This window comes from [Ruminococcus] lactaris ATCC 29176, from assembly GCF_025152405.1.
Lineage (GTDB): Bacteria > Bacillota > Clostridia > Lachnospirales > Lachnospiraceae > Mediterraneibacter > Mediterraneibacter lactaris.
The window spans coordinates 1516992-1533023 of record NZ_CP102292.1 but is presented as its reverse complement, the minus strand read 5'-3'; the positions used below and the strand labels follow the sequence as shown (position 1 = coordinate 1533023).

Annotated in this window: 16 protein-coding genes and 1 tRNA gene; 15 read left to right on the top strand and 2 right to left on the bottom strand. The window is 41.0% G+C overall.

Translation table 11 applies throughout. The annotated features are described in order from the left end of the window. Positions 1 to 115: 115 nt before the first annotated feature. Positions 116 to 808, top strand: a complete 693-nt coding sequence (locus tag NQ541_RS07230; protein ID WP_005609214.1) for a 5'-methylthioadenosine/adenosylhomocysteine nucleosidase — start codon at positions 116 to 118, stop codon at positions 806 to 808. Positions 809 to 886: 78 nt separating this feature from the next. Here the strand turns inward: NQ541_RS07230 and NQ541_RS07225 are convergent, their stop codons facing one another. Then, positions 887 to 1213 carry a helix-turn-helix domain-containing protein gene (locus tag NQ541_RS07225; protein ID WP_005609216.1) on the bottom strand — a complete coding sequence of 109 codons (327 nt, stop codon included), beginning with the start codon at positions 1211 to 1213 and terminating at the stop codon, positions 887 to 889. A gap of 151 nt (positions 1214 to 1364) precedes the next feature. Between NQ541_RS07225 and NQ541_RS07220 the strand changes: the two genes are divergently transcribed. The 11 genes from NQ541_RS07220 (at position 1365) to NQ541_RS07170 (ending at position 11127) form a co-directional block, all read left to right on the top strand. Next, entirely contained in the window at positions 1365 to 1643 is a 279-nt protein-coding gene (locus tag NQ541_RS07220; protein ID WP_023923023.1) for a hypothetical protein, read from the top strand. Positions 1644 to 1658: 15 nt separating this feature from the next. Then, on the top strand, positions 1659 to 1988 hold the full coding sequence (locus NQ541_RS07215) for a DUF2500 domain-containing protein (RefSeq protein ID WP_005609219.1): 330 nt from the start codon (positions 1659 to 1661) through the stop codon (positions 1986 to 1988). 14 nt (positions 1989 to 2002) lie between these two features. Next, the gene (locus tag NQ541_RS07210) at positions 2003 to 2866 is read left to right on the top strand and encodes a hypothetical protein (protein ID WP_005609222.1); all 864 of its coding nucleotides are present in this window, start codon (positions 2003 to 2005) and stop codon (positions 2864 to 2866) included. Between the two features lie 230 nt (positions 2867 to 3096). Continuing rightward, a complete protein-coding gene (rbsK, locus tag NQ541_RS07205; protein ID WP_005609224.1) occupies positions 3097 to 3984 on the top strand; it encodes a ribokinase in 888 nt (295 codons plus the stop codon). 130 nt (positions 3985 to 4114) lie between these two features. Next, positions 4115 to 5098, top strand: a complete 984-nt coding sequence (locus NQ541_RS07200) for a LacI family DNA-binding transcriptional regulator (RefSeq protein ID WP_005609226.1) — start codon at positions 4115 to 4117, stop codon at positions 5096 to 5098. Positions 5099 to 5239: 141 nt separating this feature from the next. Beyond that, positions 5240 to 6778, top strand: a complete 1539-nt coding sequence (gene gpmI, locus NQ541_RS07195) for a 2,3-bisphosphoglycerate-independent phosphoglycerate mutase (RefSeq protein ID WP_044939991.1) — start codon at positions 5240 to 5242, stop codon at positions 6776 to 6778. A gap of 851 nt (positions 6779 to 7629) precedes the next feature. Next, a complete protein-coding gene (locus tag NQ541_RS07190) occupies positions 7630 to 8133 on the top strand; it encodes a GreA/GreB family elongation factor (protein WP_005609233.1) in 504 nt (167 codons plus the stop codon). Between the two features lie 54 nt (positions 8134 to 8187). Then, positions 8188 to 8850, top strand: coding sequence for an HAD family hydrolase (locus NQ541_RS07185; protein WP_005609234.1), 663 nt, complete (start codon positions 8188 to 8190; stop codon positions 8848 to 8850). An 89-nt stretch (positions 8851 to 8939) separates the two neighbouring features. Next, entirely contained in the window at positions 8940 to 9731 is a 792-nt protein-coding gene (locus NQ541_RS07180) for a TrmB family transcriptional regulator (RefSeq protein WP_005609236.1), read from the top strand. Continuing rightward, complete coding sequence (locus NQ541_RS07175; RefSeq protein WP_005609238.1) at positions 9694 to 10965, top strand: diaminopimelate decarboxylase; 1272 nt, start codon at positions 9694 to 9696, stop codon at positions 10963 to 10965. Before NQ541_RS07180 ends, NQ541_RS07175 begins: the two co-directional genes overlap by 38 nt. Before the next feature lie 79 nt (positions 10966 to 11044). Continuing rightward, positions 11045 to 11127, top strand: a tRNA-Leu gene (locus NQ541_RS07170). A gap of 105 nt (positions 11128 to 11232) precedes the next feature. Here NQ541_RS07170 and NQ541_RS07165 read toward each other — a convergent pair. Continuing rightward, positions 11233 to 11856 (bottom strand): HAD family hydrolase, encoded by a 624-nt coding sequence (locus NQ541_RS07165; protein WP_023923037.1) that lies wholly within the window; start codon positions 11854 to 11856, stop codon positions 11233 to 11235. A gap of 167 nt (positions 11857 to 12023) precedes the next feature. On the opposite strand from NQ541_RS07165, the gene polA reads away from it, so the two are divergent. The 3 genes from polA to NQ541_RS07150 are packed head-to-tail and all read left to right on the top strand — an operon-like array spanning position 12024 to position 16018. Next, on the top strand, positions 12024 to 14639 hold the full coding sequence (gene polA, locus NQ541_RS07160) for a DNA polymerase I (RefSeq protein WP_005609242.1): 2616 nt from the start codon (positions 12024 to 12026) through the stop codon (positions 14637 to 14639). Position 14640: 1 nt separating this feature from the next. After that, complete coding sequence (coaE, locus tag NQ541_RS07155; protein ID WP_023923038.1) at positions 14641 to 15219, top strand: dephospho-CoA kinase; 579 nt, start codon at positions 14641 to 14643, stop codon at positions 15217 to 15219. A 1-nt stretch (position 15220) separates the two neighbouring features. After that, positions 15221 to 16018 carry an MBL fold metallo-hydrolase gene (locus NQ541_RS07150; RefSeq protein WP_005609244.1) on the top strand — a complete coding sequence of 266 codons (798 nt, stop codon included), beginning with the start codon at positions 15221 to 15223 and terminating at the stop codon, positions 16016 to 16018. Positions 16019 to 16032: the final 14 nt, after the last annotated feature.

Sequence of the window (16032 nt, the reverse complement as noted above, 5' to 3'; positions counted from 1 at the left end):
CCGAATAATTTTGTGTAAAGTTAATAAAAAGTAAGCTTATATATAAGCAGAAAGGCTATTTGATTTGGTAAAGATTACCGGTTGAATAGCCTTTTATCAAAGGAGAAGCAAAAATATGATAGGAATTATCGGTGCAATGGAAGAGGAAGTCCGTGAGTTAATTGCGGATATGCAGGAATGTGAGATGAATGAAAAAGCATCTATGAAATTCTACAAAGGAAAGCTTTATGGAAAAGATGCTGTAGTTGTGCAGAGCGGAATTGGTAAAGTAAATGCGGCGATCTGTACGCAGATTCTTGCAGATTGTTATCATGTTGATGAGTTGATCAATACGGGCGTGGCAGGTTCTTTGGATGCAGAGATCAATATTGGCGATATCGTAATCTCTACAGATGCAGTGCATCATGACATGGATGTAAGTGCATTGGGCGATCCGGTCGGACAGGTTCCAAGAATGGATGTATTTGCATTTCCGGCAGATAAGGAACTTGCTGAAAAAGCAATGCAGGCAAATAAAAAGGCAAATCCGGAGATCCGCACCTTTATGGGAAGAGTTGCGAGTGGTGATCAGTTTATTTCCAAAAAGGAAGTAAAAGATCGGATTGTTGAAAATTTTCAGGCAAAATGTACTGAAATGGAAGGTGCAGCAATCGCACATGGAGCATATCTGAATCACATTCCGTATGTTATTATCAGAGCAATTTCAGATAAGGCAGACGGAACAGCACAGGTTGACTATCCGACCTTTGAGAAGCAGGCAATTACACATAGTGTAAATCTGATGAGAGAATTACTGCCGATGATCTAAGGACGGGAAAATAGACGGGAGAAATAAAATGTAAGGCGTAGTACTAATTTTGATTTAGTGCTACGCCTTACATTTTATTTAGCGGTTGTGAATATATTCTTGTAATAAAATTTTTAAGATATTTTTCTCATGAGAAGAAAGTTGAGCATAGAGTTCTTCGAAATCCTGAGCTAGATAGTGTTCAGTATTGGAATTAATTCCATCTATAAAGAAATCTATATTGCAATTAAAATATTCGGAAATGGAAACTAACCGCTCAAGACTGACTTTCGATATGCCTCGCTCTAACTGGCTGATATAGCCAACAGAAACGTCCATATGTTCTGCAAATTTTTCTTGAGTAATACCTTGAGAAATTCGCTTGGTTTTTATGCGATCTCCGAGAGTTTTGTAATTAATAGCCATGTTAATCACCTACTTTCGAATCATTATAATGTAGCTAAACACTAAAATTAAAGAAAGTAATAACTAAAACTTTAGTTATAAGTATTGAAAAAAGAAAAATAAAATGTATAATAAAGTAAGTACAAAAGTAAAAACGAAGGGAGGGGAAAAGATGAATAGAAAAATTATAGCAGTTCTTATGTTAGTTTTGACTATAAGTTTTCTCTTAATGGGAGCTTTGTATGGAAAAACTGCAGAAACCCAAAAAGGAATAGAAGTCAGTTTTGGAACAATGGTTGATGGAGAATTTGTATCGAATGAGACGGGAACACTTGGTGGAAATCAGCGAAAGTATGAAATATTGCAGTCAAGTGGAAAGCTTTTTTATGGTCTTAGTGGAGTAACTGGGATTGGATTTGTTTTGTCACTTGTAATAAGGAAAAAAGATTAAAGGGGAGAGAAGAAGATGACAGTTAGAATTGATAATTCAGGAGTAGATAAATTTGGAGAAGCTTTTCCTGTAATTTTTGCGATTTTGGTAATTCTTATGTTAGTAGTAATTGCAGCCAATTTTATATTGAGAACAAAAGATGATTCAAAAGAGGCAATTAGAAGAAAAGTAAAAATTTTAGAGAAGCAGTCAAATGCAGGAGCCGAATGGTATATCGTGGAATGTGAAAATGGAGAGCGTTTGCGATTAAGAAATTTTCAGGGATATAAGGTATTTATTACTGTTGGGGATGAAGGAATTTTAGAATATAAAGGCTTAACAATAAAATCTTTTCAAAAGCTGTAATAAAGGGATGAAAAATGAATAGAAAGGCATTAATCTTATATATAAGAGATTTAAGAGATCTGGAAATTGCTGCACGTAGGATAGAAAAGCTTTATCAAGAAGAAAAAAAGGATTATGAGCAGGTACTGGACAGTTTAGAAAACGGTAAATTCATGTCGGAAATTGAAGAACCGATTTTTGGAGTGTTGATGGGATGTGGAGTATGTTTTCTGATGGGATATTTTTGCAATTGGTTAAAGAAATTAGTTGCACTTCAGTTATGGAATTATTGTTTCTTTGGCGTTGCAATCTTTTTTTTGTTTATGGGGATAGTTTTCTTATTTGCAGTTATCAGTGGCGTACTTGAAAATAGTCGAAAAAGGGATGAAGCTCAAAAAAATAATGCAAGAGAGGAAAAAAGGATTGCTGATAATCAAGAGCTGATTAATCAGGTGAAAAGCAATTGGAAAAAGAAAGAAACTTATATCCAGTCAGAATATAGAAAAGTGTATGAGTTGAAAAAGAATTATTATGATCAGAATATTTTGGCAAAACCATATAGAAACTTGCCGGCACTTATTTATATATATGATTATATGTCTACATCATCTGCGTCATTATCAGAAACATTATTACATGAACATATAGATTATGGAATAAAGAAAATAGTAGAAAGATTGGATTATATTATAAAGCAAAATCAAGCTATTATTTTTAATCAACATAGACAGGAAGCCAGAAATCAAACTATGATTGACCAAAATCAAAAAATGTTATCTACATTGAGAAGAACAGAAGCGAATACAGAGCAAACTGCTCAATATGCAAAATTATCTGCTAACTATAGCAGGACATGTGCTTATTTTTCAATGGCAAACTATTTAGAAAAGAATTTTTAAAAACCATAGATTGTCGGCGAATGATGAACTGACAGTATTGTATTGAAAAGAATTACAATACTGTCAGTTTTTTCTATGTATAAAAGGAAAATATGCAAAGCCAACAAATATTACAAATCGTATTGACAAAAAAAGAAAAGGATACCTATAATGAAATTAGATATGAAATGGGTTTCAAAAAATGAAGAAAAAAGCTAGGAAATAGATTATAAAATGAAGGAGAAAGAAAAATGAGGCTTGCAGTTGTAGGAAGTATCAATACGGATATGACAGTTACTGCGGAGAGAATCCCTTTAAAGGGTGAGACGCTGATGGGAAGCTCCCTTTCTTATATTCCAGGAGGAAAAGGGGCGAATCAGGCAGTAGCAATGGCAAAGCTTGGTGCAGCGGTGGAGATGTTTGGATGTGTCGGAGACGACAGCAATGGAGAAAAAATGCTGGAAAATCTGAAAGCAGTCGGAGTCGGAACAGAACATATTCCGATTCTGAAAGGCGTTCCGACGGGTATCGCAATGATTACGGTCGGAGACAATGACAATACGATCATCGTTGTACCGGGAGCAAATGGCAAGGTAGACAGAGCCTATATTGACAGCATTAAATCAGAACTTGAGAAATTTGATATGGTAGTGCTTCAGCATGAAATTCCATTAGAGACGGTTCATTATGTGATCGAGTTTTGTTATGAAAAAGGGATCAAAATTGTTCTGAATCCCGCACCTGCTGCAGCAGTCCCGATGGAAATCATTGATAAGGTGACTTATGTGACACCAAATGAACATGAAGCAGTGCTGATTTTCGGTGATGAATTAAGTACAGAAGATCTGTTGAGAAAGTACCCGGAAAAACTGGTCATTACCCAGGGATCAAGAGGTGTTTCAACGTGTCTTAAGGATGGGCGGATTCTGAATATTCCGGCAAGAAAAGCACAGGTTGTAGATACGACAGGAGCTGGAGATACGCTGAATGGTGCTTTTTCGGTGCAGATCGCGGAAGGAAAGGCGATTGAAGATGCACTTACATATGCAAATGTGGCAGCAAGTCTGTCTACAGAAAAATTTGGAGCACAGACAGGAATGCCGACCGCAGAAGAAGTAGAGACAGAGTTAAAGAAATAGTCAGATCGGCAAAAGAAAAAAGAAAGACCGGATAACGACGGTGAAAGGTGTCGAAATGAAAAAGCAGGGAATTATAATAAAAGCCATGTAACGGGTTACAGACAGATGGATACGGGGGAAAATAAAAAGAATGACAAGTATCAGAGATGTGGCAAAGATCGCCGGAGTATCACCTGCGACCGTTTCCAGAGTCATGAATGGAACAGCAAATGTAAATGAAGAAAAGAGACAGCGGGTGGAGGCTGCGATAGAAAAGACGGGATTTTGTCCCAATGAACTTGCTCGTGCTTTATATAAAAAGTCCTCAAAGATTATCGGAGTAATCGTACCGGATATTGAAAATCCTTTTTTCAGTGAACTGGCAAAAGCCGTGGAAGATGAGGCGTTTCAGAATGGTTACAGAATGCTTCTGTGTAGTTCCGGGAATAATGCAGAAAAAGAGATGCAGAATATTCAGATGCTGGTACAGATGAAAGCAGATGGGGTAATTATCATGACCGACAGTGCAGATACAGGAAAAGTACTGAAGGCCTGTCAGGTTCCGGTTGTTCTTGTAGACCGGACTTTGCAGAATGTAAATGAAAAAGCGGTTGTTAAATCGGATCATTATAAGGGAGGATATCTGGCAGCAGAGCATCTGGTGCAGTGCGGATGCAAAAAGATTGTGTGTCTGAAAGAACCGTCAGGCTATTCCAGTGGAAATGAGCGATACAGAGGTTATCTTGCGGTCTGCGAAAAATACGGTCTGAAAGAGCAGTCTGTGGATTGCACCTATGTATATGAAGAGGGAATCCGGGCTGTGGGAAAAATGCTGGAACAATACCCTGATGTGGACGGGGTTATTGCAGGAAATGATATGATCGCGATGGCTGTGTATAAAGAACTTACCAGGATGGGCAAGAAAATTCCGCAGGAGGTCCAACTGATCGGATTTGATGATGTAAAATTCGGGCAGATATTTACCCCAGAACTGACGACGATCCATCAGTCAATCCGGGAAATGGGAACTGCTGCAGCACAGATCATAGAGAAATGTGTAGAAGGGCAGCCCTGTCAGAAGAAAAATATATTTGATGTAAGTCTTGTTGTAAGAGAGACAACGATGGAGTGGTGATTTTTACTTGAACCGGAATGAAATCCTGTTATTTTTCAGGTATATTTGTTCGGTGGTCCGTCTTGCAAAATTGTGCTAAAACTAGTACAATAGGCTGTGGAGTTAAAAATTAGACAATCTAAATGCAAAGGAGATTTTGGAATGAGCAAAAAACCAACCGTATTGATGATTTTAGATGGATATGGATTAAGAGATAAGACGGAGGGCAATGCAGTAGCACTTGCGAATACTCCGGTTATGGATAAACTGATGGCAGAGTGTCCGTTCGTAAAAGGAAATGCCAGCGGACTTGCTGTAGGTCTTCCGGATGGACAGATGGGTAACTCAGAGGTAGGACATATGAATATGGGTGCCGGACGTATCATTTACCAGGAACTTACAAAGATTACGAAGTCCATTGAAGATGGAGATTTCTTTGAGAATAAGGCACTTCTTGCAGCCTGCGAAAATGTTAAGAAAAATGATTCTGCACTGCATCTGATGGGACTGGTATCTGATGGAGGAGTCCACAGTCATATTACTCATATCTATGGAATCCTTGAACTGGCAAAGAGACAGGGAATCAAAAAGGTTTATGTACACTGTTTCCTAGATGGCCGTGATACACCACCGGCATCGGGTAAGGAGTATGTAGAGCAGCTTGAAGCAAAGATGAAAGAGATCGGTGTAGGTGAAGTTGCATCCGTATCCGGTCGTTATTATGCAATGGACCGTGATAATCGTTGGGATCGTGTGGAAAAAGCGTATAAAGCACTGGTCGCAGGAGAAGGAAATACAGCAGAGTCAGCAACAGCAGGAATCCAGGCTTCTTATGATGAAGATGTAACGGATGAGTTTGTTGTACCATTTGTTGTAACAAAAGACGGTGCTGCTAAAGCTACAGTAAAAGAGAATGATTCTGTAGTGTTCTTCAATTTCCGTCCTGACAGAGCAAGAGAGCTGACAAGAACATTCTGTGATGACAGCTTTGACGGATTTGACAGAGGAGAGAGAGTTAAGACAACCTTCGTATGCTTTACTGAGTATGATGCAACGATTGAAAATAAGATGGTAGCATTTGTGAAAGAGTCTATTACGAATACGTTCGGACAGTTCCTTGCAGATAATGGACTGAAGCAGGCACGTATTGCTGAGACAGAGAAGTATGCTCATGTAACGTTCTTCTTTAACGGTGGAGTGGAAGAGCCAAATGAGGGTGAGGACAGAATCCTTGTGAAATCTCCAAAGGTTGCTACTTATGATCTGAAGCCGGAGATGAGTGCGTATGAAGTATGTGACAAGCTGGTTGGAGCAATCAAGTCTGAGAAGTATGATGTGATTGTGATCAACTTTGCAAATCCTGATATGGTAGGACATACTGGTGTGCAGGCGGCAGCAATCAAAGCGGTAGAAGCGGTTGATGAGTGTGTAGGAAAAGCTGTGGAGGCTCTGAAAGAAGTAGACGGACAGATGTTTATCTGTGCAGACCACGGAAATGCAGAACAGTTGATTGATGAGGAGACAGGTGAGCCATTCACAGCTCATACAACAAACCCGGTACCGTTCATCCTTGTAAATGCTGATCCGGCTTATAAGCTGAGAGAGGGAGGATGCCTTGCAGATATCGCTCCGACACTGATTGAGCTGATGGGAATGCAGCAGCCAGAAGAAATGACTGGAAAATCTTTGTTAGTAAAATAAATTTGTAGTTGTTGGGGAGAAAATATCTCGGCAGTAGAAAGTATCTGATGAAAAAACGTTCATATCCGCCCTTGTTGTTGCATCGCAGTGCAGGACCCGCTTTACCTCAGCCCGTTGACAACTTGTAACAGGAACGTGGAAACACTCGTGCAGAGGCACTCCTGTTTACGTTCCTTAACAAGTTGAGCAAAGTGTCTTCGGAACGCTCCCTGTCAATGCACTGCTCACGCAACAGCAAAGGCGGATATTGGATTTTTCAAATCAGAATGCTTTTCTCGCACCGGGACATTTTCTTTCAACAAATACGAAATTTCAAATAAGAAGTAGAAAGCCGGATGGCTATCGACTAAGATAAATGATCTGTCCAATAGTAAAGATGTCGGGGGCAAAAGCCCCCGACTTTGATGCCTACGGATTGCTCCGTGCTACGGCACTCCCACAATCCTACCGAATATTCGCATATCGTGGGATTATCATCCCACTTTTATGCTCATATCGGGGCGGGTCCTAAGGTCTTTCACCCACCTATGAGCAAGCTCATGTGGGCTTAGACCTTTTGCCCCTGGCATCTAGTAAATACAATATCTACTGTCTAATATTTACGATCGAATATCTTAGTCAATAGCCATCCGGCTTTTTTCTATTCTTTTTAAATTTGCATTGTTGAGTGAATACGCTGTGGAGCTAAAAATTTCTTATCGAGATGGTCAGCGGGCTGAGGTAAAGCGGGCCTGCACCGCGAAGAAATATCCTGCTTTCCGCGTCCGCTTCGCCATAAAGAAGTCTTTTGCTTTACAAGCGTATCACCCCAACAAATACAAATCTTTAATTTCATACAGAAAGGACTCATTATGCGTGAAAGATTAACGAAAAGCGACGTTGAAAAAATTAAAGCCGAGATCGAACACCGTAAGCTGGTGGAACGAAAAGAATTGATCGAAGCGGTAAAAGAAGCAAGATCTCATGGGGATCTGAGTGAGAACTTTGAATATCATGCGGCAAAAAAAGCAAAAAATCAGAATGAAAGCAGAATCCGTTACCTGGAGAGAATGCTCAAGACTGCGGAAATTGTAGAAGATCATTCCAAAGCAGATGAAATTGGACTGAATAATACAGTGGAACTGTATTGCGAGGATGATGATGAAGTGGAAACTTACCGGATCGTCACTTCTGTCCGGGGAAGTTCATTGAATGGCCTTGTCAGTATAGAATCTCCGATTGGCAAGGCGTTACTGGGACATAAAGAGGGCGACCGGGTTTATATAAAAGTCAATGATGATTTTGGATATTATGTAGTGATACGCAAAGTGATCAAGACAGAAGATGAAGCTGAAGATCATATCAGAAGCTTTTAAAAAGATGGTTTCAAAAAGAAGAAAAGTACTGTGAGAGAGGAGATGTGAACAGAGATGGAAATCAGTACTGTATTGTTTGATCTGGACGGAACGCTCACTGATTCGGGATCAGGGATCATAAATTCAGTGAAGTATGCACTGAAAAAGGCTGGCAGAGAAATTCCACCGGAGGATGAATTACGCAAATTTATTGGACCTCCTTTGCAGGAACAGTTTATGAAATGCTGTGAGATAGAAGAGAAAGAGGCAGCAGAGATGGTGGGATTATACCGGGAATACTATCAGGAAAAAGGAATTTTTGACAACTGGGTCTATGAGGGAGTCATGGAAATGCTGAAGACTTTGAAAGAAGCCGGACTGACGATCGTAATGGCAACGTCAAAGCCTGAAAAATTTGCAAAAATGATTGCAGAACATTTTGGATTTGCGAAGTATTTTGACCTGATCGGTGGAGCCTGCATGAATGGAGCAAGAACAAAAAAGCAGGAAGTGATCCAATATGTCCTGGGACAGTGCGAAGAAAAAGACCTGGAAAAAATCAGAATGGTCGGAGACCGGTGCTATGATATTGAAGGTGCAAATAGAGAAGGAATCCGTGCCATCGGTGTTCTGTACGGGTACGGATCGAAAGAAGAACTGGAGGAAGCGGGAGCTGACGGGCTTGCAGAGACACCGGAAGAGGTTGTCAGAATGATTTTAAATGGCATGCATCCGTAAGGAACCTGCCAGTGATAGATAAAGCAAATGAAAAAGATTCTCAAAAATAACTTTTCAAAGGTATTTTCATTGACAGCAGACAGGCTGTGATGTATAGTGTTCCTGTAAAGAACTACTATGGAGAAGAGCAGAGAATGGATGAAAGCAGAGAAATTGAATACCTGATGCATTTCGGGTTATCCAGGCAGGAAGCTCTTATTTACAGAAAGCTTCTTGAAGGGGGAAAAAAGACCGGGTATGAGATTGCAAGAGATACCGGGATTTCCAGGTCGAATGCCTATGCTTCGCTTGCAGCAATGGTGGAAAAAGGTGCTGCATATCTGGTAGAGGGCGATGCAAAGCGTTATATCCCCATTGTTCCACAGGAGTTTTGTGGAAACCGGATCCGGAGACTTGAAAAAGAGCTGGAATGGCTTCAGCAGAATCTTCCCAGCGAGTCCGTGGAAGAGGATGGATATATTACGGTTGAAGGTAAGAAGAATATTGCAGACAAAATTCATCATTTATTGACCGGAGCAGAAGAACGGGTCTATTTTTCCTGTTCTAAAGGATGCCTGGAGGAATTTAAAGAGGAACTTCTACAACTGGTGAGAAGAGGAAAAAAGGTTGTTCTGATTACGGATGAATCTTTTCCGATGAAAGAAGTTATCGTTTATGTAACCAGGAAAAAAGAGCAGCAGATCGGACTGATTGTAGATTCCCGCTATGTTCTTTCAGGAGAATATGGAATGGGCAGCATGAATACGTGTGTCTATTCCGGTCAGAGAAATTTTGTGACAGTATTTAAAAATGCACTTGCAAATGAAATTGAACTGATAAAGATACGAAAAGGAGAGAAGAAAGATGAGCAAGAAACCATTTGTTACAAAGGAACAGGTTGAAGAGATCGTAAAGACCTACCCGACGCCGTTTCATCTTTATGATGAGAAAGGAATCCGTGCGAATGCAAAGGCATTAAAAGAAGCATTTTCATGGAATCCGGGATATAAAGAATATTTTGCAGTAAAGGCAACTCCAAATCCGTTCCTTCTGGATATCCTGAAGGAGTATGGTTGTGGATGTGACTGCTCATCTTATACGGAGCTGATGCTCTCAGAAGCAGTAGGTGTAACGGGACATAATATTATGTTCTCGTCAAATGATACTCCTGCAGAGGATTTCCGTCTGGCAGATAAACTTGGTGCGATCATCAATCTGGATGATATCAGCCATATTGAGTTCCTTGAAAGTGCGATCGGACATATTCCTGAGACGATCAGCTGCCGTTACAATCCAGGCGGCTTATTTAAGATCAGTAATGATATCATGGACAATCCGGGAGATGCCAAATATGGTATGACAACAGAACAGATCACGGAAGCATTTAAAATCCTGAAAAGCAAAGGTGCAAAAGAGTTTGGAATCCATGCATTTCTTGCCAGCAATACGGTGACAAATGACTATTATCCGATGCTTGCGAAAGTTTTGTTTGAGCAGGCAGTACGTCTTAAAAATGAGACAGGTGCAAATATTAAGTTTATCAATCTGTCAGGCGGAATTGGTATTCCGTACAGACCGGATCAGGAGCCGAATGATATTTATGCGATCGGAGAAGGCGTGCGTAAAGTCTATGAGGAAGTATTAGTCCCTGCTGGAATGGGTGATGTAGCAATCTTTACAGAACTGGGACGTTACATGATGGGACCTTACGGCTGCCTTGTTACAAAAGCGATTCACGAGAAAAAGACTTATAAAGATTATATTGGTGTAGATGCATGTGCAGTTAATCTGATGCGTCCGGCAATGTATGGAGCATATCATCATATTACGGTTCTTGGAAAAGAGAATGAACCATGTGACCATAAATACGATGTGACAGGATCTCTGTGCGAGAATAATGATAAATTTGCGATTGACAGAATGCTCCCAGAGATTGAAAGAGGAGATTACCTGGTGATTCATGATGCGGGGGCTCACGGCTTTTCCATGGGATACAATTACAATGGAAAATTAAAGTCAGCGGAGTTATTGCTGAAAGAAGATGGAAGCGTGCAGATGATCCGTCGTGCTGAGACACCGAAGGATTATTTCGCTACATTTGATTGCTTTGAGATAGGCAAAAAACTTGGTGAGTAATAAAAAAGTGGTTGAAATAAATAAGCAAATATGATATCATTAAAAAGTCGGTTCGGGGAATAATGAACCGACAAAATAAGCCGCTGTGGCGGAATTGGCAGACGCACTTGACTCAAAATCAAGCGGTTAGTAGCCGTGCCGGTTCGAGTCCGGCCAGCGGCATCAGACAGAATCTCTGAATCTCCTGTAAATCCAGTGTTTACAAGGAGTTCAGGGATTTTTTTGTGTTAAGAAAGATGCTCCCTCAATGCTGGTGGTATTTTATCCTTATTTATCGGCAATCTTCAGTAATTCCTCAAAGCGTGCAATCCGTACTTTTGCATCCGGGACATCGCCCAGTCCGTATTCAGCAAAAATAAAAGGAATACCAGCCCTGGAGCAGGAATCAGCATCGCCCTGCGTATCACCAACGTAAACCGGAGATTTCAGCCCATTTTTCCCAATCAACTGTAAAAGTGTCTGATCTTTTGAAAGCTGGGTTTCTCCAAAGCAGAGGTGATCTTTGATGTAAGGTTCGATCCCAGATGATTTCATCATGACTTCAATATATCCACACTGACAATTACTGACAATGAAGAGTGGATATCTGAGGGAAAGTTCTCTGATCGTATCAACAACACCATCATACATTTTCCCCGGGTGAGTTTCGAGATATCGGTTTTCATAATCAAAGCAGATCGTAAGGAGTCGCATTCTTTCGTCGAGTGGAATCTGGGGAAAAAGTGCATCGGCAATTTCAGTCATGGTTTTTCCAAAGAGCCATGCAAGAGAGTCCCGTGTCAGATCAGGTGTCATATCGGTATTTTCGGCGATCGCAAGATTCCACGATTCAGCCACGGGATCTACAGAATCCCATAAAGTGCCATCTACGTCAAATATAATACTATCCATATTTATTTCCTCTTTTATTTTTAATGATGCGTACATAATACCATAAAATGAGCCTTTTAAAAAGATAGTTTTTAGTGTATACTTTATTGTTGGGTTATAAAGAAACTGAGGGTTTCACGGGCAGTGGATCAGCAGTGTAAAGAGCAAAGATTGAGGAGAAGTTTCAGATGAGAGAGAAGATTGTACTGATCGATGGACATAGCATACTGAACCGGGCATTTTATGGCGTACCGGATCTGACAAATTCGGAAGGACTTCATACGAATGCGGTATATGGTTTCCTGAATATTATGTTCAAAATACTGGATGAGGAAAAACCAGAATATCTGACGGTGACATTTGATGTGCATGCACCGACTTTCCGGCATGAAATGTATCAGGAATATAAAGGAACAAGAAAGCCGATGGCAGAGGAACTGCGTCAGCAGGTTCCGGTGATCAAAGAGGTTCTGAAGGCAATGAATATCGAGATCATTGAACAGGCAGGACTGGAAGCAGATGATCTTCTTGGAACGATTTCTCATCAATGTGAAAAAGAGGGACTGGATGTCTCGATCATTTCAGGAGACCGTGATACACTTCAGCTTACCACGGAGCATATCAAGGTGCGGATTCCGAAGACAAAGCAGGGAAAGACAGAGATCGAAGATTATCTTGCGGCTGATGTGAAAGAGCGTTATGGAGTGACTCCGACAGAATTTATTGATGTAAAAGCTTTAATGGGCGATACATCGGATAATATTCCCGGAGTTCCGGGAATTGGAGAAAAGACGGCGACAAAGATCATCCAGGAATATAAGACGATTGAAAACGCATATGAGCATGTAGACGAATTAAAGCCGCCAAGAGCAAGCAAGAATCTGAAAGAGTTCTGGGAGCAGGCACAGATGAGTAAGACGCTGGCGACTATTAGGCTGGATGCGGAGACAGAATTTGATTTGAATGGAGCAAGACACGGTAACCCTTATACGAAAGAAGCACATGAGCTGTTTCAGAAGCTTCAGTTTAAGAATCTGCTGGGACGGTTCGATGTAGAAACTTCAGCAAATGATGTGGAAGCAACCTTTTGTGAAGTGACAGGAAAAGCTGCGATTGAAAAGATATTTAAAGAGGCAGAGAAGGCAGAGAAGGTCGGAGTTGCATTTTCCAAAGATAAGGGAAATGTATTGCCGCTGTTTGCACATCCATCAGGAATTGGCAGAATCGCACTTTGTTATACTGAGAAAAAGACGGTTACGATTCCGTGTGATATGGAGATGGATTTTGAAACTCTGGCAGGAATGATTTCTGGTCTGGCTGAGAAGGTGAAAGTATTTTCTATGTGTGGACTGAAAGAATCTCTCAATTATTTACCGCAGGCAAAGAGAGAGAACAGTTTTGACGTGATTGTGGCAGCTTATCTTTTGAATCCATTAAAGAGTGATTATGATTATGAGGATGTAGCGAGAGAACAACTGGGTCTTCTGATTGATGAAAAGACAGAGGAAAGTACAAAGGCATGCTACGAAGCTTATACGGCATATATGGCAGTAGAACCGTTGAACCGGAAAATGGAAGAAACCGGGATGACGAAATTGTTCCGGGAAATCGAGATGCCGCTGGTATTTACTCTGTATGAAATGGAACAGGCAGGAATCCATGTGGAAGGTGAAGCATTGAAGGCATATGGAGACCAGCTTGGAAACCGGATTGTAGAACTGGAAAAAGAAATCTATGATATGGCGGGAGAGACATTCAATATTAATTCTCCAAAGCAACTGGGAGTGATCCTTTTTGAAAAACTGGAAATGCCGCATGCCAAGAAGACCAAGACCGGGTATTCTACAGCAGCAGATGTGCTGGATAAGCTTGCACCGGAGTATCCAATCGTGGCAAAGATTCTGGAATACCGGCAGCTTACAAAGTTAAAATCGACTTATGCTGACGGGCTTGCCACATTTATCGGGCCGGATGGAAGGATTCATGGTAAATTTAACCAGACAATTACTGCAACAGGAAGAATCAGCAGTACAGAACCGAATCTTCAGAATATTCCGGTGAGAATGGAACTGGGGCGTCTGATCCGTAAAGTTTTTGTGCCGAAAGAAGGCTGCGTATTTGTGGATGCAGATTATTCTCAGATTGAACTGAGGATTCTTGCCCATTGTTCGGGGGATGAACAGTTGATTCAGGCATACCGGGAGGCAAGGGATATTCATCGGATGACGGCATCCCAGGTATTTCATGTACCGTTTGATGAGGTGACAGATCTTCAGAGAAGGAATGCCAAGGCAGTTAATTTTGGTATCGTTTATGGAATCAGTTCTTTTGGCTTAAGTCAGGATCTGAGTATTACAAGAAAAGAGGCAGCCAGGTATATTGAACATTATTTTGAGACCTATCCGGGGATCAAGACTTTTCTGGATCAGTGTGTGGCAGATGCAAAAGAAAAAGGCTATGCAGTGACATTATTCGGACGAAGAAGGCCGGTGCCGGAGCTGAAATCCAGCAATTTTATGCAGAGAAGTTTTGGAGAACGTGTGGCGATGAATGCACCGATTCAGGGAACTGCGGCAGATATCATCAAGATTGCGATGATCCGTGTAAGTGATGAGATGAAGAAGCAAAATATGAAGTCAAGAATGATCCTGCAGGTGCATGATGAGCTTCTGATCGAAGCGGCAGAAGAGGAAGTAGACGAAGTGAAAAAAATCTTAAAAGAAGAGATGGAACATGCAGCGAGTCTGTCAGTTCCGCTTCTGGCAGATATGCATACAGGAAAGAACTGGTATGAGGCAAAATAATATGAAAGTAATAGGAATCACTGGAGGGGTAGGCTCCGGAAAAAGTGCAGTACTTGCCTGGATGGAACAGGAGTATGGAGCGTGTATCTGTCAGATGGACGAAGTTGCAAAGCAGCTTCAGAAAAAAGGAACAGAATGTTTCAAAAAGATCGTAGATGAATTTGGTGATGCTGTCGTTGGAGAAGACGGGGAACTGGATCGGAAAGAACTGGGTAAAATGGTATTCTCAAGTGCGGAAAAATTGCAATGCCTGAATGCAATCGTGCATCCGGCAGTGCTGAAATGGGTGCAGAAGGATATTGTTGAGAAGAGAAAGCAGGGAAAGCCTCTGTATGTCGTAGAAGCGGCACTTCTGACAGATACAGGAAGAGAGCTGTGCGATGAGATGTGGTATATTTATACTTCTGAAAATATCCGCAGGCAGAGACTGAAAGCCTCCAGGCATTATACAGATGAGAAGATTACAGATATGATCGCTTCACAGCCATCGGAAGATACATTCCGGCAGGCATGTCAGGCAGTGATTGATAACAGTGGAGACTTTGAAGATACAAAAAGACAAATAGGAGATAAGTTATAAAATGAGAATGTGCAGCATTGCAAGTGGAAGCAGCGGGAACTGTATTTATGTGGGAAGTGATAATACGCATCTGCTTGTGGATACTGGAATCAGTAAAAAAAGAATCGAAGAAGGACTGAAGACCCTGGATCTGAAAGGGAATGATCTGAATGGAATCCTGATCACGCATGAACATTCAGATCATATTCAGGGACTGGGGGTATTCAGCAGAAAGTATCAGATCCCGATCTATGCCACAAAAGGTACATTAGAAGGAATAAAAAGTTATTCAGGACTCGGAAAGATGCCGGAGGGATTATATCATCCGATCCATACAGATGAGCCGTTTACGCTGGGGGATATTGATATTCATCCTTTTGAGATTTCACATGATGCGAACGAACCGGCAGGATACCGGCTGGAGTGCGGAGCAAAGTCCGTTGCTGTTGCAACAGATCTCGGCAAGTATGATTCGTATACAGTGAAAAATTTACAGAATCTGGATGCGGTTCTGCTGGAGGCAAATCATGATATCCATATGCTGGAGGTCGGTGGATATCCATATTATCTGAAGCAGAGGATTCTCGGAGACAGAGGTCATTTATCAAATGAATTGTCAGGACAGCTCCTTTGTGATATACTACATGATAATCTGAAACATATTATGCTGGGACATCTGAGCAAGGAGAATAATTATGCAAAGCTTGCTTATGAGACAGTAAAACTGGAAGTGACTCTGGCGGATAATGAGTATAAGGGAGAAAATCTTGATATGTTTGTTGCAAGCAGAGATTCAGTTTCAGAGATCATTACGGTATGATCAGATTTATAACA

Excerpts from the sequence above, each read along its gene's own strand:
- polA (WP_005609242.1), top strand. The coding sequence starts at position 12,024 with ATGAGAGAGAAGATTGTACTGATCGATGGACATAGCATACTGAACCGG.
- NQ541_RS07230 (WP_005609214.1), top strand. The coding sequence starts at position 116 with ATGATAGGAATTATCGGTGCAATGGAAGAGGAAGTCCGTGAGTTAATT.
- NQ541_RS07175 (WP_005609238.1), top strand. The coding sequence starts at position 9,694 with ATGAGCAAGAAACCATTTGTTACAAAGGAACAGGTTGAAGAGATCGTA.
- NQ541_RS07210 (WP_005609222.1), top strand. The coding sequence starts at position 2,003 with ATGAATAGAAAGGCATTAATCTTATATATAAGAGATTTAAGAGATCTG.
- NQ541_RS07150 (WP_005609244.1), top strand. The coding sequence starts at position 15,221 with ATGAGAATGTGCAGCATTGCAAGTGGAAGCAGCGGGAACTGTATTTAT.
- NQ541_RS07215 (WP_005609219.1), top strand. The coding sequence starts at position 1,659 with ATGACAGTTAGAATTGATAATTCAGGAGTAGATAAATTTGGAGAAGCT.
- rbsK (WP_005609224.1), top strand. The coding sequence starts at position 3,097 with ATGAGGCTTGCAGTTGTAGGAAGTATCAATACGGATATGACAGTTACT.
- NQ541_RS07180 (WP_005609236.1), top strand. The coding sequence starts at position 8,940 with ATGTATAGTGTTCCTGTAAAGAACTACTATGGAGAAGAGCAGAGAATG.
- coaE (WP_023923038.1), top strand. The coding sequence starts at position 14,641 with ATGAAAGTAATAGGAATCACTGGAGGGGTAGGCTCCGGAAAAAGTGCA.
- NQ541_RS07200 (WP_005609226.1), top strand. The coding sequence starts at position 4,115 with ATGACAAGTATCAGAGATGTGGCAAAGATCGCCGGAGTATCACCTGCG.
- NQ541_RS07165 (WP_023923037.1), bottom strand. The coding sequence starts at position 11,856 with ATGGATAGTATTATATTTGACGTAGATGGCACTTTATGGGATTCTGTA.
- NQ541_RS07225 (WP_005609216.1), bottom strand. The coding sequence starts at position 1,213 with ATGGCTATTAATTACAAAACTCTCGGAGATCGCATAAAAACCAAGCGA.
- gpmI (WP_044939991.1), top strand. The coding sequence starts at position 5,240 with ATGAGCAAAAAACCAACCGTATTGATGATTTTAGATGGATATGGATTA.
- NQ541_RS07185 (WP_005609234.1), top strand. The coding sequence starts at position 8,188 with ATGGAAATCAGTACTGTATTGTTTGATCTGGACGGAACGCTCACTGAT.
- NQ541_RS07220 (WP_023923023.1), top strand. The coding sequence starts at position 1,365 with ATGAATAGAAAAATTATAGCAGTTCTTATGTTAGTTTTGACTATAAGT.
- NQ541_RS07190 (WP_005609233.1), top strand. The coding sequence starts at position 7,630 with ATGCGTGAAAGATTAACGAAAAGCGACGTTGAAAAAATTAAAGCCGAG.